The organism is Arthrobacter sp. StoSoilB22 (genome assembly GCF_019977315.1).
In the GTDB taxonomy this organism is placed as follows: Bacteria; Actinomycetota; Actinomycetes; order Actinomycetales; family Micrococcaceae; genus Arthrobacter.
This window is the reverse complement of sequence record NZ_AP024652.1, coordinates 4082891-4102276: the sequence shown is the minus strand read 5'-3', so window position 1 is coordinate 4102276 and position 19386 is coordinate 4082891. Positions and strand designations below refer to the sequence as shown.

Here is a 19386-nt window from a genome sequence, read left to right as displayed (position 1 = left end):
TGCGGAAAGCTCTAGCTGTCCAGCAGATTCTCGTAACCCTCGGCCACACTGGTAGCCGTGAATTCAATGATCTCGAACTCCGCCACGCCATTGCTGTAGAACGGGTCCTTGGCCAGCGAAGCATCCAACGTGGCCCGGTCCACTTTGGACAGCAGCACGCCTCCCGTGGCAGGGACGCGACGTCCGGACGCAAGGAAGATGCCGCCGTCGAACGCGTCCTTAAGCCAGGCCATGTGGCCCGGGCGGTGGAAGTCGACAATTTCGTCGGGAACTTTATAGGTCAATGAGACGACAAACATGCCGCCAGCCTATCGCCTGAGCAGGGGCCGCGACCTAGGAATCAGCGAATTCTCATAAGATGGAGGCATGACTCAACCCCGCTGGCTGAATGCCGACGAACGCCGTGCTTGGCTGGCCCTGCTGAGCATCAACACCTTGCTCCCCTCGGCGTTGGACACCCAGCTTCAGTCGGCAGGCAAACTGTCCTTGTTCGACTACAACGTGCTCGCGATGCTCTCCGAGACCGAGGGCCGGTACCTGCCTATGAGTGAGCTCGCTGCGCGGACCAGTGCTTCCCTGTCACGGCTTTCGCACGTCGTCACCAAGCTGCAGAAACGAGGCTGGGTGGAACGGCAGGCGCACCCCGGCGACGCCCGTGTGACCGTTGCTCACCTGACGGACGCCGGTATGTCCACCATCGTGTCCCTCGCCCCGGGGCATGTTGAATCGGTGCGGACGCTGATGCTCGATTCGCTCAGCCCCGACGACGTCGCGGATCTTGCCCGCATCGGTGAGAAAATCGTTGCCCGCTTGGACAACAACCACTGGATCCTCCGTGACTCGTAAACCCCTCAACGGGTGCTTTGTGGCCTCGGGCGCCGAAGTGGCAGACTGACGGCATGGATTTTTCTGCTCGTTATGTTGCCCTGGGGGACTCGTTTACTGAGGGCGTCGGAGACGACGATCCCACCCGCCCCAACGGTGTTCGCGGCTGGGCCGACGTCGTCGCCGGGCAGCTGGCACACAGCAACGCCGACTTCGGCTACGCCAACCTGGCGATCCGCGGCCGGAAGCTGCGCCAGATCATGGCCGAGCAGGTTGACGCAGCCGTAGCCATGAACCCCACCTTGGTAACGCTGTACGCGGGGGCCAACGACATCCTGCGGCCGAAGATCGATATTGACTCACTTTTGGACGAGTACGACGCCGGCATTGCCAAGTTGAGCGCGTCCGGCGCCACCGTGGTCCTCTTCACGGGCTTTGACGCCAAGGGATCCAAAGTTTTCAGCGCCATGCGCGGGCGGACTGCCATCTACAACGAGCTGGTGCGGGAAATCGCGGACAACCACGGTGCGTTGCTGGTGGACTACTGGCGTTTTGATGAGTACAACGATTGGCGCCTCTGGGGTGAGGACAGGATGCACATGTCCTCGGCCGGACACGTCAACATGGCCAAACGGGTCCTGGATGTCCTGGAACACGAGCATGCGGTGGAGGTGCCGGAACTTGCCCCGATCCGCCTGGCCAACCGCGTGGAAACCCTCAAGGCCAATGCGCGCTGGGTGAAGGAATCGGCTGCACCGTGGGTATCACGGAGGCTCCGTGGAGTTTCCTCCGGTGATGGACTCAGCCCCAAGTACGCGGAACTGATCAAGCCCCTTTAGGCGCGGAAGCCTGGTGTTGCCAGCAACGACCCGTCGCGCTGGACCGCCAGGACATCCACGCCCCACTGCTCCACCGCGTGATCCAACGCCCGGGTGCCGCCAGCAACAATCGCTGTTGCCAGCACGTCCGCTGTGACGATCTCCGTCGCCGCGACCGATACCTGGATGAATTCCGGGCGATCCGAGCCGGCTGTCCAGATATGCTCTCCGCGCTCGGCGGACCCCGAAGTAGCAAGGGCCCGGTTGGCCGCCAGCGGGTAGGCGCCAAGCAGTGACTGACGATCCCCGGGGTCCACGATGCCGGCCAACCAGGGACCCGCTGCCGCCTTGGTTTCCGGTGATCCGCTGACCAGTACGTCCCCGCCGGCATTTATGCACCAGTCCTGAAGCCCCAAGGCCCGGAGGGACAGCGCGGCTTCCCGGACTGCGTGCGCTTTGACGATTCCCGAAAGATCGATCCTGCCGTCCGGGCGCTCTGCCGTGAAAGCCCCATCAGTGGCCAATCGCCACTCCGAGGCCTCTGTGTACAGGTCGCGGAGAGACTCGGATGCATAAGCCAGAGCCAGCTCGCCGCTGTTGATTCTGTTTGCTTCGGACCCGGACCGGTAGAGGCTGAACGTCAGGTCGAGGCTGGCAAAGATCCCTTCCAGGACCTCGACGGCGGACTCCAGCTCGTCCACGGCGGTATCAGGTGCGGAGGTGCTCGCCACCGTCAGGCTCACCACGGTGCCCATGCTGTGGAAGGTCCGCGCACGGAGCTGCGGGCGGCTAGAAGTTTGCTGCATCGAGGGCCGCCTGGAGGGAGGTGAGGTAGGCGTCGCTGGTGATGGTTGCGCCGCCTACCGTTTGGACATTGGCCGATTGTGCCTGGAGGACTTCAGACCGCAATACGGGGGCCGCGCGACTGCTGATCTGGGCGGACTTTCGTTCCGCGTCGGTCAGCTGCAGTGGGGTGATCTCGGTGATTTTGCCGGCTTGGATGGTGACCCGGACCTGCACGGAACCGTAGCGGGTCTGGACGGTGGAGCCGTCGTACGTTGCCGCCGTCGTGCCTCCCGTCCCTGTGTCGCTGCTGCCTGAGTTGCCGGTGCTGCCGGTGTCAGAAGAGCCGGTGCTGCCGTTGGACCCGCTGCTGCCTGTCCCGGAACCTCCGCTCGCGGCGGATCCGGCGCCGCCGCTGGTTGTGTTGCTGCTGAGGCTGGTGGTGATCGCCGTGCCCGTCTCGGCCACATGCGAACCCGATTGCCACCCCGCCAGCAGGATGCCTGCCGATGCAACGACTGTTGCCAAAGCTGCCCGTATTCTCACCAGTCGAACCTTTCGTAGTGGAGTTGCTGTGCGGGGACGCCTGCAAGTTTGACGTCCCGGATGACGGACGCAGCCCAGGGGGACGGCCCGCAGACATAAACATCGGCGTCCGCGATGCCCTGAACGTAGGAATGGAGTCCAAAACCGGCCTGGACTGCGTCCTGGGGAAGCCAGGCGTGATCGCCCTGCGAACGTGGGCCCAGAACGTGGAACAGGGTGACGCCCCGGGCTTTGCAGAGGGCCATGATCTCCTGGCCCAGGAACAACTCCGAGTCTTGGTGGCCACGGAGCAGAACGGTTGCTTCGCCGGGCTGGAACGGTGTTGTTTCGAGCAACGAGCGCAGGGGAGTAATCCCAATGCCGGCACCGATCATCACCACCTTGTTCCGGGTCCTGGCGGCCGTGCTGAACATGCCGTAGGGTCCTTCGATTGCCACTTTGGTGCCGGGCCTGATGTGCGCAAGCTTGGCCGTGCCTTTGCCAAGCGTGCGTACGGTGATGCGGAGTTTGCCGGGCTGATTGCCCCTCCCTGGAATGGGCTCTGCCGACAGGCTGAACGGATGGGGCTGCCACCAGTGCCCGGGGGCCAGGAACCTCCAGAAGAAGAACCGGCCGCCGGCCCCGGACAAGCGCTCCAGATTTCTTCCGGTCATTTCGATGCTGAAGACATCCGCCGAAACACGGACCACCCTGCTCACCGTGAGCTGGTGCTTGAAACTGGCGGCAATGGGTTGGTAGATCCGGAACCAAAGCAGTGCCGCGCCGGTTCCCACACAGAGCAACAACCAGTACCAGCGCTGCCACGTGCCCTCCGCAAACAGGCCGCCCACACTGAATTGGTGCGGGATGGCAGTCCCCACTGCGGCGTAGGTGAGCAGGTGGACTGCGTACCAGAATTCGTAGGGGAACTTGCGGCGGACCGCCACCAGGGACGTCACCACCACGGCAAAGAACAGGGCCATGGAGACGAAAGCCAGCCACATATCCGGAACATTCACCCACAACGAGATTGATTCACTGACAGGATCCAGTCCTTCTGCGGCGCCGTACCCGATAGCCAGCAGCACGCCGTGGGCAAGCAGAAGATAGAGCGCCGGCTTGCCCAACCATTTGTGGACTTCCAGGGCGCGGTCATGGCCGATGGTGCTGTCAATGAACGGGATCCGGGCTGCCAGAAGCAGCATCAGCAAAACCACATCCATGCCGATCAGTCCTGCAATGATTCCCAGCGCCGTCATGGTTCCGGCGAACGAGGAGAACCCGCTGATACCGCCATCGGCCAGCCACAGCGCCACCGCCGCCACGGGTGACAACCACGCAAGGAAACCCAGGACGTCGGTCCGGGCCAGCCGCCGTCGTGCCTGTGTGTGGAAACGTTCGACGGCGGCGGGCCGCTTGCGTTTCGTCCCTTCCGGGGCGCTATTCGCCGGTGCGTCGGAGGTGAGTAGCGAAGTCATGAATCAAGACTCGCCACGATTCCTTTCATTCTGCTGTGAAAGGGCTGACGGGGGCTTATGATTCCTGATTGGTCTTAATTTGGCCTGACCCGTAGAATAGTTAGGCGCTAGGTAGTGCGGATCGTGTGCAATTGCTCCGGTTGGTGGTGAAGGTCAGTCTGACTGACGTCCCGTTGGCCGGTAGTTAGGGGCTCAAGTTGCGTGCATTCCTGTATTCGCCCGGTATCCCAGGTTCTGATCCAGTGGTTTCCACTGCCCGGACCTGAGGCCAACCCTCTTCGCCGCAGTTGCTGCGGAAACTACCGAAATGGTTTGGAACGGATGCGGACGCTGCCTGTCGCACGGTAACGCAGGAACATCTGCACGCCGTTACATTCAATCTTTGGAGGAGAGTCATGGCAGCACACTGCCAAGTGACCGGAGCCGAGCCGGGCTTTGGACACAGCATTTCGCACTCGCACCGTCGCAACAAGCGTCGGTTCGACCCGAACATTCAGAAGAAGCGCTACTGGGTTCCGTCCCTGCGCCGTAATGTCACGCTGACCCTGTCAGCCCGTGGCATCAAGACCATCGACGTACGCGGCATCGACTCAGTCGTTGCTGACATCCTGGCACGAGGAGTAAAGCTCTAATGGCAAAGGACAAGGACGTACGTCCGATCATCAAGCTGAAGTCCACTGCGGGCACCGGTTACACCTACGTAACCCGCAAGAACCGTCGTAACGATCCTGACCGCCTGGTCTTGAAGAAGTACGACCCCAAGATCCGCCAGCACGTCGAATTCCGAGAGGAGCGCTAAACACATGGCAAAGAAGTCCAAGATTGCTCGCAACGAGCAGCGCAAGGTCATTGTTGAGCGTTACGCTGCCAAGCGTCTCGAACTGAAGAAGACCCTGGTTGACCCCAACGCGACTGACGAAGCACGCGAAGCTGCACGCCTCGGCCTGCAGAAGCTGCCCCGCAACGCCTCCCCGATCCGTCTGCGTAACCGCGACCAGATCGACGGCCGTCCCCGTGGCACGCTCCAGAAGTTCGGTATCTCCCGTGTTCGCTTCCGCGACATGGCTCACCGTGGTGAGCTCCCGGGCATCACCAAGTCTTCCTGGTAATCACGAAGCTCTGAAAGGGTCGGCAACCGTTATGGTTGCCGGCCCTTTTGCGTTTAAGCGTGCCTTCTGGTGCTGGGGCCCTCTGTCGTTGGCGCGGGCGTGGCGCGGTGGGTGGTTGGTGGGGAGTCTGGTTGGTGGGGTTGGCGCTGTGTCTGGTTGGTGGGGTTGGCGCTGTGTCTGGTTGGTGGGGTTGGCGCTGTGTCTGGTTGGTGGGGTTGGCGCTGTGTCTGGTTGGTGGGGTTGGCGCTGTGTCTGGTTGGTGGGGTGTCTGGTTGGGTCGGTGGTGGCGGTCATCCTCTGCGCGCTCGGTCGTTCCTCCCTTGGACGCGTGCTGCCGGATGACCGCCGCCACCTTCCGACGCTCTCTCACTTCCCGCGGGTTTTTGTGGATCGCTCTCTCACTTATTTGCCGTTTTTGGGCGTCGCGCTCTCACGTCCCGCGGGTTTGGGGGCGTCGCTCTCGCATTGCTCGGGTTTGGGGGGCGTCGCTCTCTCTGGTTTTGCGGGTTGGGTGGGTGTTCGACGGCGGGTGGTTGTGGTGTGTTCGGGGTCTTGCCTGTGGTGGGATGGCTGGGTTGTGTGACGTGTTTCACTGAGGATGCTTTTCTTGGTTTTTTGCTGGTTTGGGGTCTTGGTGAGCGTGTTGGGCCCGTGTTTGCGGGGTTTTGTGGTCGCTGGGGGTTGATTTGTGCCGGGACCCGTGGGCGTGTAATGTCTTCTGAGTCGCCGCGAGTGAGACAGCTTGGAGCTGAGAACCGCGGAGGCCAACCCCTTTGATAACAGCCTGAAAATTGGCACGCTTTTGAGTGTGCACGGGGAGGGTGGGGCCGAGGCCTGGATCGGGAATCGCGGAAACGTTGATTTGCAAAGATCTGGCTGATCGGGTAAGTTTGAAAAGTTGCTCCGGAGCGATCCCGGGCCCCTGTGGGGGTTTGGGTGGTGCCGGTTAGTGTCTGTTGTTTGAGAACTCAATAGTGTGCCAAGTTTGTTGATACCGATTGTTTTTTGATTGGTTGAAATTATGGCTGGATCATTGCGCACCCCCGTGTGTGGTGGTCTGGTTTTCAGCTGGTTTCGAATTTTGTGCAGCCGCGTTTACCGTTATTTCCGGTGGGTGTGGTTGTGTCTGTTTGATTTGTTTTTTTCAACGGAGAGTTTGATCCTGGCTCAGGATGAACGCTGGCGGCGTGCTTAACACATGCAAGTCGAACGATGATCCCAGCTTGCTGGGGGATTAGTGGCGAACGGGTGAGTAACACGTGAGTAACCTGCCCTTGACTCTGGGATAAGCCTGGGAAACTGGGTCTAATACCGGATACGACCATTCCACGCATGTGGTGGTGGTGGAAAGCTTTTGTGGTTTTGGATGGACTCGCGGCCTATCAGCTTGTTGGTGGGGTAATGGCCTACCAAGGCGACGACGGGTAGCCGGCCTGAGAGGGTGACCGGCCACACTGGGACTGAGACACGGCCCAGACTCCTACGGGAGGCAGCAGTGGGGAATATTGCACAATGGGCGCAAGCCTGATGCAGCGACGCCGCGTGAGGGATGACGGCCTTCGGGTTGTAAACCTCTTTCAGTAGGGAAGAAGCGTAAGTGACGGTACCTGCAGAAGAAGCGCCGGCTAACTACGTGCCAGCAGCCGCGGTAATACGTAGGGCGCAAGCGTTATCCGGAATTATTGGGCGTAAAGAGCTCGTAGGCGGTTTGTCGCGTCTGCTGTGAAAGACCGGGGCTCAACTCCGGTTCTGCAGTGGGTACGGGCAGACTAGAGTGCAGTAGGGGAGACTGGAATTCCTGGTGTAGCGGTGAAATGCGCAGATATCAGGAGGAACACCGATGGCGAAGGCAGGTCTCTGGGCTGTAACTGACGCTGAGGAGCGAAAGCATGGGGAGCGAACAGGATTAGATACCCTGGTAGTCCATGCCGTAAACGTTGGGCACTAGGTGTGGGGGACATTCCACGTTTTCCGCGCCGTAGCTAACGCATTAAGTGCCCCGCCTGGGGAGTACGGCCGCAAGGCTAAAACTCAAAGGAATTGACGGGGGCCCGCACAAGCGGCGGAGCATGCGGATTAATTCGATGCAACGCGAAGAACCTTACCAAGGCTTGACATGAACCGGAAAGACCTGGAAACAGGTGCCCCGCTTGCGGTCGGTTTACAGGTGGTGCATGGTTGTCGTCAGCTCGTGTCGTGAGATGTTGGGTTAAGTCCCGCAACGAGCGCAACCCTCGTTCTATGTTGCCAGCGCGTGATGGCGGGGACTCATAGGAGACTGCCGGGGTCAACTCGGAGGAAGGTGGGGACGACGTCAAATCATCATGCCCCTTATGTCTTGGGCTTCACGCATGCTACAATGGCCGGTACAAAGGGTTGCGATACTGTGAGGTGGAGCTAATCCCAAAAAGCCGGTCTCAGTTCGGATTGGGGTCTGCAACTCGACCCCATGAAGTCGGAGTCGCTAGTAATCGCAGATCAGCAACGCTGCGGTGAATACGTTCCCGGGCCTTGTACACACCGCCCGTCAAGTCACGAAAGTTGGTAACACCCGAAGCCGGTGGCCTAACCCTTGTGGGGGGAGCCGTCGAAGGTGGGACCGGCGATTGGGACTAAGTCGTAACAAGGTAGCCGTACCGGAAGGTGCGGCTGGATCACCTCCTTTCTAAGGAGCTGCTAACAACTGGTTGCTGTGCCTGCATGGGTGTGGTGGTGGTTGTCAGTGTTGCCCATTGCGCAGGCGTCTGTTCTGCGGTGGGTGCTCATGGGTGGAATATCAACGAATCAAATTTTTTTGGCATGGCCTTGACTGGTTGTGTCCTGGTGCTAGTACGGCGGTCTGTGTCCCTTTTGGGGGTGTGGGTTGTGTGGAACGTGGCTGGGGCGTGGTTGGTGTGGGGTTGTGTTTGGCGCACTGTTGGGTCCTGAGGCAACAGGACCTTTTTGCAGCAATGCATAGGGGGCACTTCTGGTGTTTCTTTTGTTCCTGCTTCCGGTACGGCCGCTCGTGTGCATGGCTCCCCTTTTTTGGTGGGGGTTGTGGTGGGTGGTGGTCTGGTTGACGGGGTTGTTGTTTGAGAACTACATAGTGGACGCGAGCATCTAGAACATGCATGTGGCTGATCGTCTTTATCCCTTTTTGGGTGGGGTGGTTGGTGTGTGTGTTCTTACAGCAATTTCTTATGAATGAACCTGGCCCTTTGTGGTCGTGGTTCTCTCGAGTAAGTTTTTGATCTTGTGTGGTCAAGTTTTTAAGGGCACACGGTGGATGCCTTGGCATTAGGAGCCGAAGAAGGACGTAGGAATCTGCGATAAGCCTGGGGGAGTTGATAACCGAGCGTTGATCCCAGGATGTCCGAATGGGGAAACCCCGCACAACGCTGTCATGGTGATTGTGTGACCCGCATCTGAACACATAGGGTGCGTGGGGGGAACGCGGGGAAGTGAAACATCTCAGTACCCGCAGGAAGAGAAAACAATAGTGATTCCGTTAGTAGTGGCGAGCGAACGCGGATCAGGCTAAACCGTTTCATGTGTGATAGCCGGCGGGCGTTGCATGGGCGGGGTTGTGGGACTTTCCGTTCTGGTTCTGCCGGACCAGTGAGGTGAGGTGCAGGCATAGGTGAACGGTCTTGAAAGGCCGGCCAGAGAGGGTGTGAGCCCCGTAACCGTAATGTTGTGCACGGCCTGGGGAGTATCCCAAGTAGCACGGGGCCCGAGAAATCCCGTGCGAATCTGTCAGGACCACCTGATAAGCCTAAATACTTCCTAATGACCGATAGCGGACCAGTACCGTGAGGGAAAGGTGAAAAGTACCCCGGGAGGGGAGTGAAACAGTACCTGAAACCGTGTGCTTACAATCCGTCGGAGCAGTCTTGTTACTGTGACGGCGTGCCTTTTGAAGAATGAGCCTGCGAGTTAGTGTTACGTCGCGAGGTTAACCCGTGTGGGGTAGCCGTAGCGAAAGCGAGTCTGAATAGGGCGAGTGTAGTGGCGTGATCTAGACCCGAAGCGGAGTGATCTACCCATGGCCAGGTTGAAGCGACGGTAAGACGTCGTGGAGGACCGAACCCACTTCAGTTGAAAATGGAGGGGATGAGCTGTGGGTAGGGGTGAAAGGCCAATCAAACTCCGTGATAGCTGGTTCTCCCCGAAATGCATTTAGGTGCAGCGTTGCGTGTTTCTTGCCGGAGGTAGAGCTACTGGATGGCCGATGGGCCCTACAAGGTTACTGACGTCAGCCAAACTCCGAATGCCGGTAAGTCAGAGCGCAGCAGTGAGACTGTGGGGGATAAGCTTCATAGTCGAGAGGGAAACAGCCCAGACCACCAACTAAGGCCCCTAAGCGTGTGCTAAGTGGGAAAGGATGTGGAGTTGCGAAGACAACCAGGAGGTTGGCTTAGAAGCAGCCATCCTTGAAAGAGTGCGTAATAGCTCACTGGTCAAGTGATTCCGCGCCGACAATGTAGCGGGGCTCAAGTACACCGCCGAAGTTGTGGATTTCACATATTGCCCTAGCCTTCGTGGTTCAGGGGTGTGGAGTGGTAGGGGAGCGTCGTGTGGGCAGTGAAGTCGCGGTGGAAACCAGCGGTGGAGCCTACACGAGTGAGAATGCAGGCATGAGTAGCGAAAGACGGGTGAGAAACCCGTCCGCCGAATGATCAAGGGTTCCAGGGTCAAGCTAATCTGCCCTGGGTAAGTCGGGACCTAAGGCGAGGCCGACAGGCGTAGTCGATGGACAACGGGTTGATATTCCCGTACCGGCGAAAAACCGTCCATGCCAAGCGGGGGATACTAACCGCCCGGAGCCTGCCCTATCACCCTTGTGGTGTGTGGGTTTTGGCCGAGCGCGGGATCTGATCCCGGGAGGTAAGCGTATTAACAGGTGTGACGCAGGAAGGTAGCCGGGCCGGGCGATGGTTGCCCCGGTCTAAGGATGTAGGGTCAGGGATAGGCAAATCCGTTCCTGTGTGTTTCGAGCACGATCCTGAGATCTGATGGGACCCCCGTTCGGGGGGATCCGGTGATCCTATGCTGCCAAGAAAAGCATCGACGCGAGGTTTTAGCCGCCCGTACCCCAAACCGACACAGGTGATCAGGTAGAGAATACCAAGGCGATCGAGAGAATTATGGTTAAGGAACTCGGCAAAATGCCCCCGTAACTTCGGGAGAAGGGGGGCCTGCCCCGTGATGGAGACTTGCTCTCCGTGAGCGGGTGTGGGCCGCAGAGACCAGGGGGAAGCGACTGTTTACTAAAAACACAGGTCCGTGCGAAGTCGCAAGACGATGTATACGGACTGACTCCTGCCCGGTGCTGGAAGGTTAAGAGGACCGGTTAGCCCTTACGGGCGAAGCTGAGAATTTAAGCCCCAGTAAACGGCGGTGGTAACTATAACCATCCTAAGGTAGCGAAATTCCTTGTCGGGTAAGTTCCGACCTGCACGAATGGAGTAACGACTTCCCCGCTGTCTCAACCATAAACTCGGCGAAATTGCAGTACGAGTAAAGATGCTCGTTACGCGCAGCAGGACGGAAAGACCCCGAGACCTTTACTATAGTTTGGTATTGGTGTTCGGAGTGGCTTGTGTAGGATAGGTGGGAGACGTTGAAACCCGGACGCCAGTTCGGGTGGAGTCATCGTTGAAATACCACTCTGGTCACTTTGGACATCTAACTTCGGCCCGTGATCCGGGTCAGGGACAGTGCCTGATGGGTAGTTTAACTGGGGCGGTTGCCTCCTAAAAAGTAACGGAGGCGCCCAAAGGTTCCCTCAGCCTGGTTGGCAATCAGGTGTCGAGTGTAAGTGCACAAGGGAGCTTGACTGTGAGAGAGACATCTCAAGCAGGGACGAAAGTCGGGACTAGTGATCCGGCGGTACATTGTGGAATGGCCGTCGCTCAACGGATAAAAGGTACCTCGGGGATAACAGGCTGATCTTGCCCAAGAGTCCATATCGACGGCATGGTTTGGCACCTCGATGTCGGCTCGTCGCATCCTGGGGCTGGAGTAGGTCCCAAGGGTTGGGCTGTTCGCCCATTAAAGCGGTACGCGAGCTGGGTTTAGAACGTCGTGAGACAGTTCGGTCCCTATCCGCTGCGCGCGCAGGAAATTTGAGAAGGGCTGTCCTTAGTACGAGAGGACCGGGACGGACGAACCTCTGGTGTGTCAGTTGTACTGCCAAGTGCATCGCTGATTAGCTACGTTCGGATGGGATAACCGCTGAAAGCATCTAAGCGGGAAGCTCGCTTCAAGATGAGATTTCCATACACATTATGTGTGAGAGGCCCCCAGCCAGACCACTGGGTTGATAGGCCGGATGTGGAAGCGAGGACTAAAGACTCGTGAAGCTGACCGGTACTAATAGGCCAACAACTTACACCACACAACACACACTGCACGCGTCCACTATGTGGTTCCCGAACAACAACCGTTCGAACCAGGAACCAACAACTAAATACACAACACCACAGTTGTAACCACAGTCTTCCCACCCGGGAAAGCAGCCCCCACAAGGGCCCGCACACCCGGGACGGGTAACAGAGTTACGGCGGTCATAGCGTGGGGGAAACGCCCGGTCCCATTCCGAACCCGGAAGCTAAGACCCACAGCGCCGATGGTACTGCACCCGGGAGGGTGTGGGAGAGTAGGACACCGCCGGACAACCATTCACGGAGGAGCCCCGACCACAAGGTCGGGGCTCCCCGCATTTAACCCAAACCACAACAAGCCAAGCCCCAACACAGGGGCCACACTTGTTTAACCGCTGGTTTCGGGCCGGTCTCGACGCTGAGACCCCGGTCTATGTGGAGAGTACCCGCACGTGCCTCAGAAAGCTCTGGTTAGGGGCGTATGACCACCAGACCCTCGGGGAACGTGCCGTCGCTTTAGTGCCTGCCGGAGTTCATCCCTGGTCCCCATGCGGTGGGTCCCTTATCCCACGCCCGATGCGTTGCGACGGTATGGTCTTGGGCCGAAACTTGGATGGAAACGTCGAATGCTTGGTAGAAGCTCGGCGGCCCGACAACTTGGGAGGAGATAACTTCCGCACTCAGCCGAAAGCCATTGCCAGCTCCGCCAATGAATCGACGTATATGTCGGCCAGCTCGATTTCCGGACGCTGTGCGTGGAGGTATCCCCACGGGCCGCGACGAACAAAGGCAGTCCGCATGCCCGCCTCGCCGGCAGGAAGGACATCGTTATCGAGGCGATCGCCGACGTACAGGATTTGCCCGGCATCAACCTTGGCGGTGTCGACAATTCGGGAAAAGAACTCCGCTGAAGGCTTCATAACGCCCCAGGCCGCGGAGGAAGCGATGAAGTCTGCATTGAAGCCGGCATCGCGCAGTTGGACTTCGACGCCAGCTGGCTGGTTTCCCGCTATGCCGATCAATAGGCCGGCCTGCGAGGCCGTGCGTAGACAACCAAGCGCATCGGGGTAGAGGTCAGCTCGCTCCATAGGAGGGGGCGCGGCCGGACGTTCGACCCCCAGTAGGTCCCATACGCGTCGGTGGTCCTCGTCTCGGGCGATGAGCGCGCCAAGGAGGCCCATCAGCGTGAATGGAGTTATTCCGGCGCGCTCTGCCTGGATCGTCCACGCATGAGTTTCATCAACTAAAGTTTCACCGACGTCGAACACCACCGCGCGGATTCCAGCCGGGAGACGAAATGCTGTCATGGACAAATCCTTTCACTTTGCCTTCACACAGCTGTTCGTTCGAGGAAGTTCCTTTCGGCTGGAACCGGCAGCAGCTGAGCCGTTCAACCGCGAGCCAGGAATGGGCTGGACCCGGCAAACGGCTTTCGTTGCAGGTCTTCAGTCCTTGCACTTTCGGGGTTCTAGTGCAGGCACGTGGCGACCAAGGCGATTCTTTTGTGCGGCAGGAGCCCTTTGACGGAGTTGCAGAGTAGCAAGCCCGGACGGCTTGCCAACGAGGATGCAGTGCAAATGGTTGCCGTCCCTCATGCGTACCCAGGCCGTTGGCCCTACAGCCAGCCTGAAGGGATGGCTGGGTAGCTCGACGCGGATGCTATTACACGGCGCATACACGCTGAGGTGACAGGCGAACGGACTGCTTCCTGGGCATGCAAATGAAGAACGTTAGAAGCCCGTATGCATGCCATCCGGGGTGGATTTGCGTTGGGGGTGTGGGGCGTGTATTGTTTTCTGAGTCGCCGGGTGCGAAACGGAAAGCCGGAAGGTGTGTACGGTTCGGTAAGCGGCCAAAAATAACTCTTCTTTTCCAATGGCCCTGTTGGGTGTGCTGCTTTTGTGGTGTGCTGTGGGTGATGTTTTGGAGGGTCTGTTGTTTGAGAACTCAATAGTGTGCCAAGTTTGTTGATACCGATTGTTTTTTGATTGGTTGAAATTATGGCTGGATCATTGCGCACCCCCGTGTGTGGTGGTCTGGTTTTCAGCTGGTTTCGAATTTTGTGCAGCCGCGTTTACCGTTATTTCCGGTGGGTGTGGTTGTGTCTGTTTGATTTGTTTTTTTCAACGGAGAGTTTGATCCTGGCTCAGGATGAACGCTGGCGGCGTGCTTAACACATGCAAGTCGAACGATGATCCCAGCTTGCTGGGGGATTAGTGGCGAACGGGTGAGTAACACGTGAGTAACCTGCCCTTGACTCTGGGATAAGCCTGGGAAACTGGGTCTAATACCGGATACGACCATTCCACGCATGTGGTGGTGGTGGAAAGCTTTTGTGGTTTTGGATGGACTCGCGGCCTATCAGCTTGTTGGTGGGGTAATGGCCTACCAAGGCGACGACGGGTAGCCGGCCTGAGAGGGTGACCGGCCACACTGGGACTGAGACACGGCCCAGACTCCTACGGGAGGCAGCAGTGGGGAATATTGCACAATGGGCGCAAGCCTGATGCAGCGACGCCGCGTGAGGGATGACGGCCTTCGGGTTGTAAACCTCTTTCAGTAGGGAAGAAGCGTAAGTGACGGTACCTGCAGAAGAAGCGCCGGCTAACTACGTGCCAGCAGCCGCGGTAATACGTAGGGCGCAAGCGTTATCCGGAATTATTGGGCGTAAAGAGCTCGTAGGCGGTTTGTCGCGTCTGCTGTGAAAGACCGGGGCTCAACTCCGGTTCTGCAGTGGGTACGGGCAGACTAGAGTGCAGTAGGGGAGACTGGAATTCCTGGTGTAGCGGTGAAATGCGCAGATATCAGGAGGAACACCGATGGCGAAGGCAGGTCTCTGGGCTGTAACTGACGCTGAGGAGCGAAAGCATGGGGAGCGAACAGGATTAGATACCCTGGTAGTCCATGCCGTAAACGTTGGGCACTAGGTGTGGGGGACATTCCACGTTTTCCGCGCCGTAGCTAACGCATTAAGTGCCCCGCCTGGGGAGTACGGCCGCAAGGCTAAAACTCAAAGGAATTGACGGGGGCCCGCACAAGCGGCGGAGCATGCGGATTAATTCGATGCAACGCGAAGAACCTTACCAAGGCTTGACATGAACCGGAAAGACCTGGAAACAGGTGCCCCGCTTGCGGTCGGTTTACAGGTGGTGCATGGTTGTCGTCAGCTCGTGTCGTGAGATGTTGGGTTAAGTCCCGCAACGAGCGCAACCCTCGTTCTATGTTGCCAGCGCGTGATGGCGGGGACTCATAGGAGACTGCCGGGGTCAACTCGGAGGAAGGTGGGGACGACGTCAAATCATCATGCCCCTTATGTCTTGGGCTTCACGCATGCTACAATGGCCGGTACAAAGGGTTGCGATACTGTGAGGTGGAGCTAATCCCAAAAAGCCGGTCTCAGTTCGGATTGGGGTCTGCAACTCGACCCCATGAAGTCGGAGTCGCTAGTAATCGCAGATCAGCAACGCTGCGGTGAATACGTTCCCGGGCCTTGTACACACCGCCCGTCAAGTCACGAAAGTTGGTAACACCCGAAGCCGGTGGCCTAACCCTTGTGGGGGGAGCCGTCGAAGGTGGGACCGGCGATTGGGACTAAGTCGTAACAAGGTAGCCGTACCGGAAGGTGCGGCTGGATCACCTCCTTTCTAAGGAGCTGCTAACAACTGGTTGCTGTGCCTGCATGGGTGTGGTGGTGGTTGTCAGTGTTGCCCATTGCGCAGGCGTCTGTTCTGCGGTGGGTGCTCATGGGTGGAATATCAACGAATCAAATTTTTTTGGCATGGCCTTGACTGGTTGTGTCCTGGTGCTAGTACGGCGGTCTGTGTCCCTTTTGGGGGTGTGGGTTGTGTGGAACGTGGCTGGGGCGTGGTTGGTGTGGGGTTGTGTTTGGCGCACTGTTGGGTCCTGAGGCAACAGGACCTTTTTGCAGCAATGCATAGGGGGCACTTCTGGTGTTTCTTTTGTTCCTGCTTCCGGTACGGCCGCTCGTGTGCATGGCTCCCCTTTTTTGGTGGGGGTTGTGGTGGGTGGTGGTCTGGTTGACGGGGTTGTTGTTTGAGAACTACATAGTGGACGCGAGCATCTAGAACATGCATGTGGCTGATCGTCTATCCCTTTTTGGGTGGGGTGGTTGGTGTGTGTGTTCTTACAGCAATTTCTTATGAATGAACCTGGCCCTTGTGGTCGTGGTTCTCTCGAATAGATGATGCATGACCGGATGAGAGTCCGGTCTTTGTGTGGTCAAGTTTTTAAGGGCACACGGTGGATGCCTTGGCATTAGGAGCCGAAGAAGGACGTAGGAATCTGCGATAAGCCTGGGGGAGTTGATAACCGAGCGTTGATCCCAGGATGTCCGAATGGGGAAACCCCGCACAACGCTGTCATGGTGATTGTGTGACCCGCATCTGAACACATAGGGTGCGTGGGGGGAACGCGGGGAAGTGAAACATCTCAGTACCCGCAGGAAGAGAAAACAATAGTGATTCCGTTAGTAGTGGCGAGCGAACGCGGATCAGGCTAAACCGTTTCATGTGTGATAGCCGGCGGGCGTTGCATGGGCGGGGTTGTGGGACTTTCCGTTCTGGTTCTGCCGGACCAGTGAGGTGAGGTGCAGGCATAGGTGAACGGTCTTGAAAGGCCGGCCAGAGAGGGTGTGAGCCCCGTAACCGTAATGTTGTGCACGGCCTGGGGAGTATCCCAAGTAGCACGGGGCCCGAGAAATCCCGTGCGAATCTGTCAGGACCACCTGATAAGCCTAAATACTTCCTAATGACCGATAGCGGACCAGTACCGTGAGGGAAAGGTGAAAAGTACCCCGGGAGGGGAGTGAAACAGTACCTGAAACCGTGTGCTTACAATCCGTCGGAGCAGTCTTGTTACTGTGACGGCGTGCCTTTTGAAGAATGAGCCTGCGAGTTAGTGTTACGTCGCGAGGTTAACCCGTGTGGGGTAGCCGTAGCGAAAGCGAGTCTGAATAGGGCGAGTGTAGTGGCGTGATCTAGACCCGAAGCGGAGTGATCTACCCATGGCCAGGTTGAAGCGACGGTAAGACGTCGTGGAGGACCGAACCCACTTCAGTTGAAAATGGAGGGGATGAGCTGTGGGTAGGGGTGAAAGGCCAATCAAACTCCGTGATAGCTGGTTCTCCCCGAAATGCATTTAGGTGCAGCGTTGCGTGTTTCTTGCCGGAGGTAGAGCTACTGGATGGCCGATGGGCCCTACAAGGTTACTGACGTCAGCCAAACTCCGAATGCCGGTAAGTCAGAGCGCAGCAGTGAGACTGTGGGGGATAAGCTTCATAGTCGAGAGGGAAACAGCCCAGACCACCAACTAAGGCCCCTAAGCGTGTGCTAAGTGGGAAAGGATGTGGAGTTGCGAAGACAACCAGGAGGTTGGCTTAGAAGCAGCCATCCTTGAAAGAGTGCGTAATAGCTCACTGGTCAAGTGATTCCGCGCCGACAATGTAGCGGGGCTCAAGTACACCGCCGAAGTTGTGGATTTCACATATTGCCCTAGCCTTCGTGGTTCAGGGGTGTGGAGTGGTAGGGGAGCGTCGTGTGGGCAGTGAAGTCGCGGTGGAAACCAGCGGTGGAGCCTACACGAGTGAGAATGCAGGCATGAGTAGCGAAAGACGGGTGAGAAACCCGTCCGCCGAATGATCAAGGGTTCCAGGGTCAAGCTAATCTGCCCTGGGTAAGTCGGGACCTAAGGCGAGGCCGACAGGCGTAGTCGATGGACAACGGGTTGATATTCCCGTACCGGCGAAAAACCGTCCATGCCAAGCGGGGGATACTAACCGCCCGGAGCCTGCCCTATCACCCTTGTGGTGTGTGGGTTTTGGCCGAGCGCGGGATCTGATCCCGGGAGGTAAGCGTATTAACAGGTGTGACGCAGGAAGGTAGCCGGGCCGGGCGATGGTTGCCCCGGTCTAAGGATGTAGGGTCAGGGATAGGCAAATCCGTTCCTGTGTGTTTCGAGCACGATCCTGAGATCTGATGGGACCCCCGTTCGGGGGGATCCGGTGATCCTATGCTGCCAAGAAAAGCATCGACGCGAGGTTTTAGCCGCCCGTACCCCAAACCGACACAGGTGATCAGGTAGAGAATACCAAGGCGATCGAGAGAATTATGGTTAAGGAACTCGGCAAAATGCCCCCGTAACTTCGGGAGAAGGGGGGCCTGCCCCGTGATGGAGACTTGCTCTCCGTGAGCGGGTGTGGGCCGCAGAGACCAGGGGGAAGCGACTGTTTACTAAAAACACAGGTCCGTGCGAAGTCGCAAGACGATGTATACGGACTGACTCCTGCCCGGTGCTGGAAGGTTAAGAGGACCGGTTAGCCCTTACGGGCGAAGCTGAGAATTTAAGCCCCAGTAAACGGCGGTGGTAACTATAACCATCCTAAGGTAGCGAAATTCCTTGTCGGGTAAGTTCCGACCTGCACGAATGGAGTAACGACTTCCCCGCTGTCTCAACCATAAACTCGGCGAAATTGCAGTACGAGTAAAGATGCTCGTTACGCGCAGCAGGACGGAAAGACCCCGAGACCTTTACTATAGTTTGGTATTGGTGTTCGGAGTGGCTTGTGTAGGATAGGTGGGAGACGTTGAAACCCGGACGCCAGTTCGGGTGGAGTCATCGTTGAAATACCACTCTGGTCACTTTGGACATCTAACTTCGGCCCGTGATCCGGGTCAGGGACAGTGCCTGATGGGTAGTTTAACTGGGGCGGTTGCCTCCTAAAAAGTAACGGAGGCGCCCAAAGGTTCCCTCAGCCTGGTTGGCAATCAGGTGTCGAGTGTAAGTGCACAAGGGAGCTTGACTGTGAGAGAGACATCTCAAGCAGGGACGAAAGTCGGGACTAGTGATCCGGCGGTACATTGTGGAATGGCCGTCGCTCAACGGATAAAAGGTACCTCGGGGATAACAGGCTGATCTTGCCCAAGAGTCCATATCGACGGCATGGTTTGGCACCTCGATGTCGGCTCGTCGCATCCTGGGGCTGGAGTAGGTCCCAAGGGTTGGGCTGTTCGCCCATTAAAGCGGTACGCGAGCTGGGTTTAGAACGTCGTGAGACAGTTCGGTCCCTATCCGCTGCGCGCGCAGGAAATTTGAGAAGGGCTGTCCTTAGTACGAGAGGACCGGGACGGACGAACCTCTGGTGTGTCAGTTGTACTGCCAAGTGCATCGCTGATTAGCTACGTTCGGATGGGATAACCGCTGAAAGCATCTAAGCGGGAAGCTCGCTTCAAGATGAGATTTCCATACACATTATGTGTGAGAGGCCCCCAGCCAGACCACTGGGTTGATAGGCCGGATGTGGAAGCGAGGACTAAAGACTCGTGAAGCTGACCGGTACTAATAGGCCAACAACTTACACCACACAACACACACTGCACGCGTCCACTATGTGGTTCCCGAACAACAACCGTTCACGGAACCAACAACTGAATACACAACACCACAGTTGTAACCACAGTCTTCC

General features: G+C 57.9%; 10 protein-coding genes and 5 rRNA genes. 10 read left to right on the top strand and 5 right to left on the bottom strand.

All coding sequences use genetic code 11. The annotated features are described in order from the left end of the window. Positions 1 to 11: 11 nt before the first annotated feature. On the bottom strand, positions 12 to 299 hold the full coding sequence (locus LDN70_RS18980) for a YciI family protein (protein ID WP_011776364.1): 288 nt from the start codon (positions 297 to 299) through the stop codon (positions 12 to 14). Positions 300 to 366: 67 nt separating this feature from the next. Between LDN70_RS18980 and LDN70_RS18975 the strand changes: the two genes are divergently transcribed. Next, positions 367 to 846: a MarR family winged helix-turn-helix transcriptional regulator gene (locus tag LDN70_RS18975; protein ID WP_017198795.1), complete on the top strand. Its 480-nt coding sequence runs from the start codon at positions 367 to 369 to the stop codon at positions 844 to 846. Between the two features lie 53 nt (positions 847 to 899). Further along, on the top strand, positions 900 to 1664 hold the full coding sequence (locus tag LDN70_RS18970) for an SGNH/GDSL hydrolase family protein (RefSeq protein WP_166843157.1): 765 nt from the start codon (positions 900 to 902) through the stop codon (positions 1662 to 1664). Here the strand turns inward: LDN70_RS18970 and LDN70_RS18965 are convergent. Genes LDN70_RS18965 through LDN70_RS18955 form a run of 3 tightly spaced genes read right to left on the bottom strand, consistent with a single transcriptional unit; the run spans position 1661 to position 4429 of the window. Further along, entirely contained in the window at positions 1661 to 2449 is a 789-nt protein-coding gene (locus LDN70_RS18965) for an FAD:protein FMN transferase (RefSeq protein ID WP_142937673.1), read from the bottom strand. The two genes, LDN70_RS18970 and LDN70_RS18965, sit on opposite strands and share 4 nt — an antisense overlap. Further along, positions 2433 to 2972, bottom strand: a complete 540-nt coding sequence (locus LDN70_RS18960) for an FMN-binding protein (RefSeq protein WP_223941111.1) — start codon at positions 2970 to 2972, stop codon at positions 2433 to 2435. The genes LDN70_RS18965 and LDN70_RS18960 overlap by 17 nt, the downstream gene beginning before the upstream one ends. After that, entirely contained in the window at positions 2969 to 4429 is a 1461-nt protein-coding gene (locus LDN70_RS18955; RefSeq protein WP_223941110.1) for a ferredoxin reductase family protein, read from the bottom strand. The genes LDN70_RS18960 and LDN70_RS18955 overlap by 4 nt, the downstream gene beginning before the upstream one ends. Positions 4430 to 4824: 395 nt before the next feature. Here LDN70_RS18955 and rpmB point away from each other — a divergent pair, with 395 nt between their 5' ends. The 6 genes from rpmB to rrf all read left to right on the top strand — a co-directional run bounded on the left by rpmB (position 4825) and on the right by rrf (position 12198). Then, positions 4825 to 5061: a 50S ribosomal protein L28 gene (rpmB, locus tag LDN70_RS18950; protein WP_011776361.1), complete on the top strand. Its 237-nt coding sequence runs from the start codon at positions 4825 to 4827 to the stop codon at positions 5059 to 5061. After that, on the top strand, positions 5061 to 5228 hold the full coding sequence (gene rpmG, locus LDN70_RS18945) for a 50S ribosomal protein L33 (RefSeq protein WP_003798558.1): 168 nt from the start codon (positions 5061 to 5063) through the stop codon (positions 5226 to 5228). Before rpmB ends, rpmG begins: the two co-directional genes overlap by 1 nt. 4 nt (positions 5229 to 5232) lie before the next feature. After that, positions 5233 to 5538, top strand: coding sequence for a 30S ribosomal protein S14 (rpsN, locus tag LDN70_RS18940; RefSeq protein WP_011776360.1), 306 nt, complete (start codon positions 5233 to 5235; stop codon positions 5536 to 5538). A 1144-nt stretch (positions 5539 to 6682) separates the two neighbouring features. Further along, positions 6683 to 8203: ribosomal RNA gene (locus tag LDN70_RS18935) — 16S ribosomal RNA — on the top strand. A 576-nt stretch (positions 8204 to 8779) separates the two neighbouring features. After that, a 23S ribosomal RNA gene (locus tag LDN70_RS18930) occupies positions 8780 to 11920 on the top strand. Positions 11921 to 12081: 161 nt separating this feature from the next. Continuing rightward, a 5S ribosomal RNA gene (gene rrf / locus LDN70_RS18925) occupies positions 12082 to 12198 on the top strand. 388 nt (positions 12199 to 12586) lie between these two features. Here rrf and LDN70_RS18920 read toward each other — a convergent pair. Continuing rightward, the gene (locus tag LDN70_RS18920; RefSeq protein WP_223941109.1) at positions 12587 to 13213 is read right to left on the bottom strand and encodes an HAD family hydrolase; all 627 of its coding nucleotides are present in this window, start codon (positions 13211 to 13213) and stop codon (positions 12587 to 12589) included. A gap of 816 nt (positions 13214 to 14029) precedes the next feature. On the opposite strand from LDN70_RS18920, the gene LDN70_RS18915 reads away from it, so the two are divergent. After that, positions 14030 to 15550, top strand: a 16S ribosomal RNA gene (locus tag LDN70_RS18915). Positions 15551 to 16143: 593 nt separating this feature from the next. After that, a 23S ribosomal RNA gene (locus LDN70_RS18910) occupies positions 16144 to 19284 on the top strand. Together the 16S, 23S and 5S rRNA genes form the textbook arrangement of a ribosomal RNA operon. The last annotated feature ends 102 nt before the right edge of the window (positions 19285 to 19386 follow it).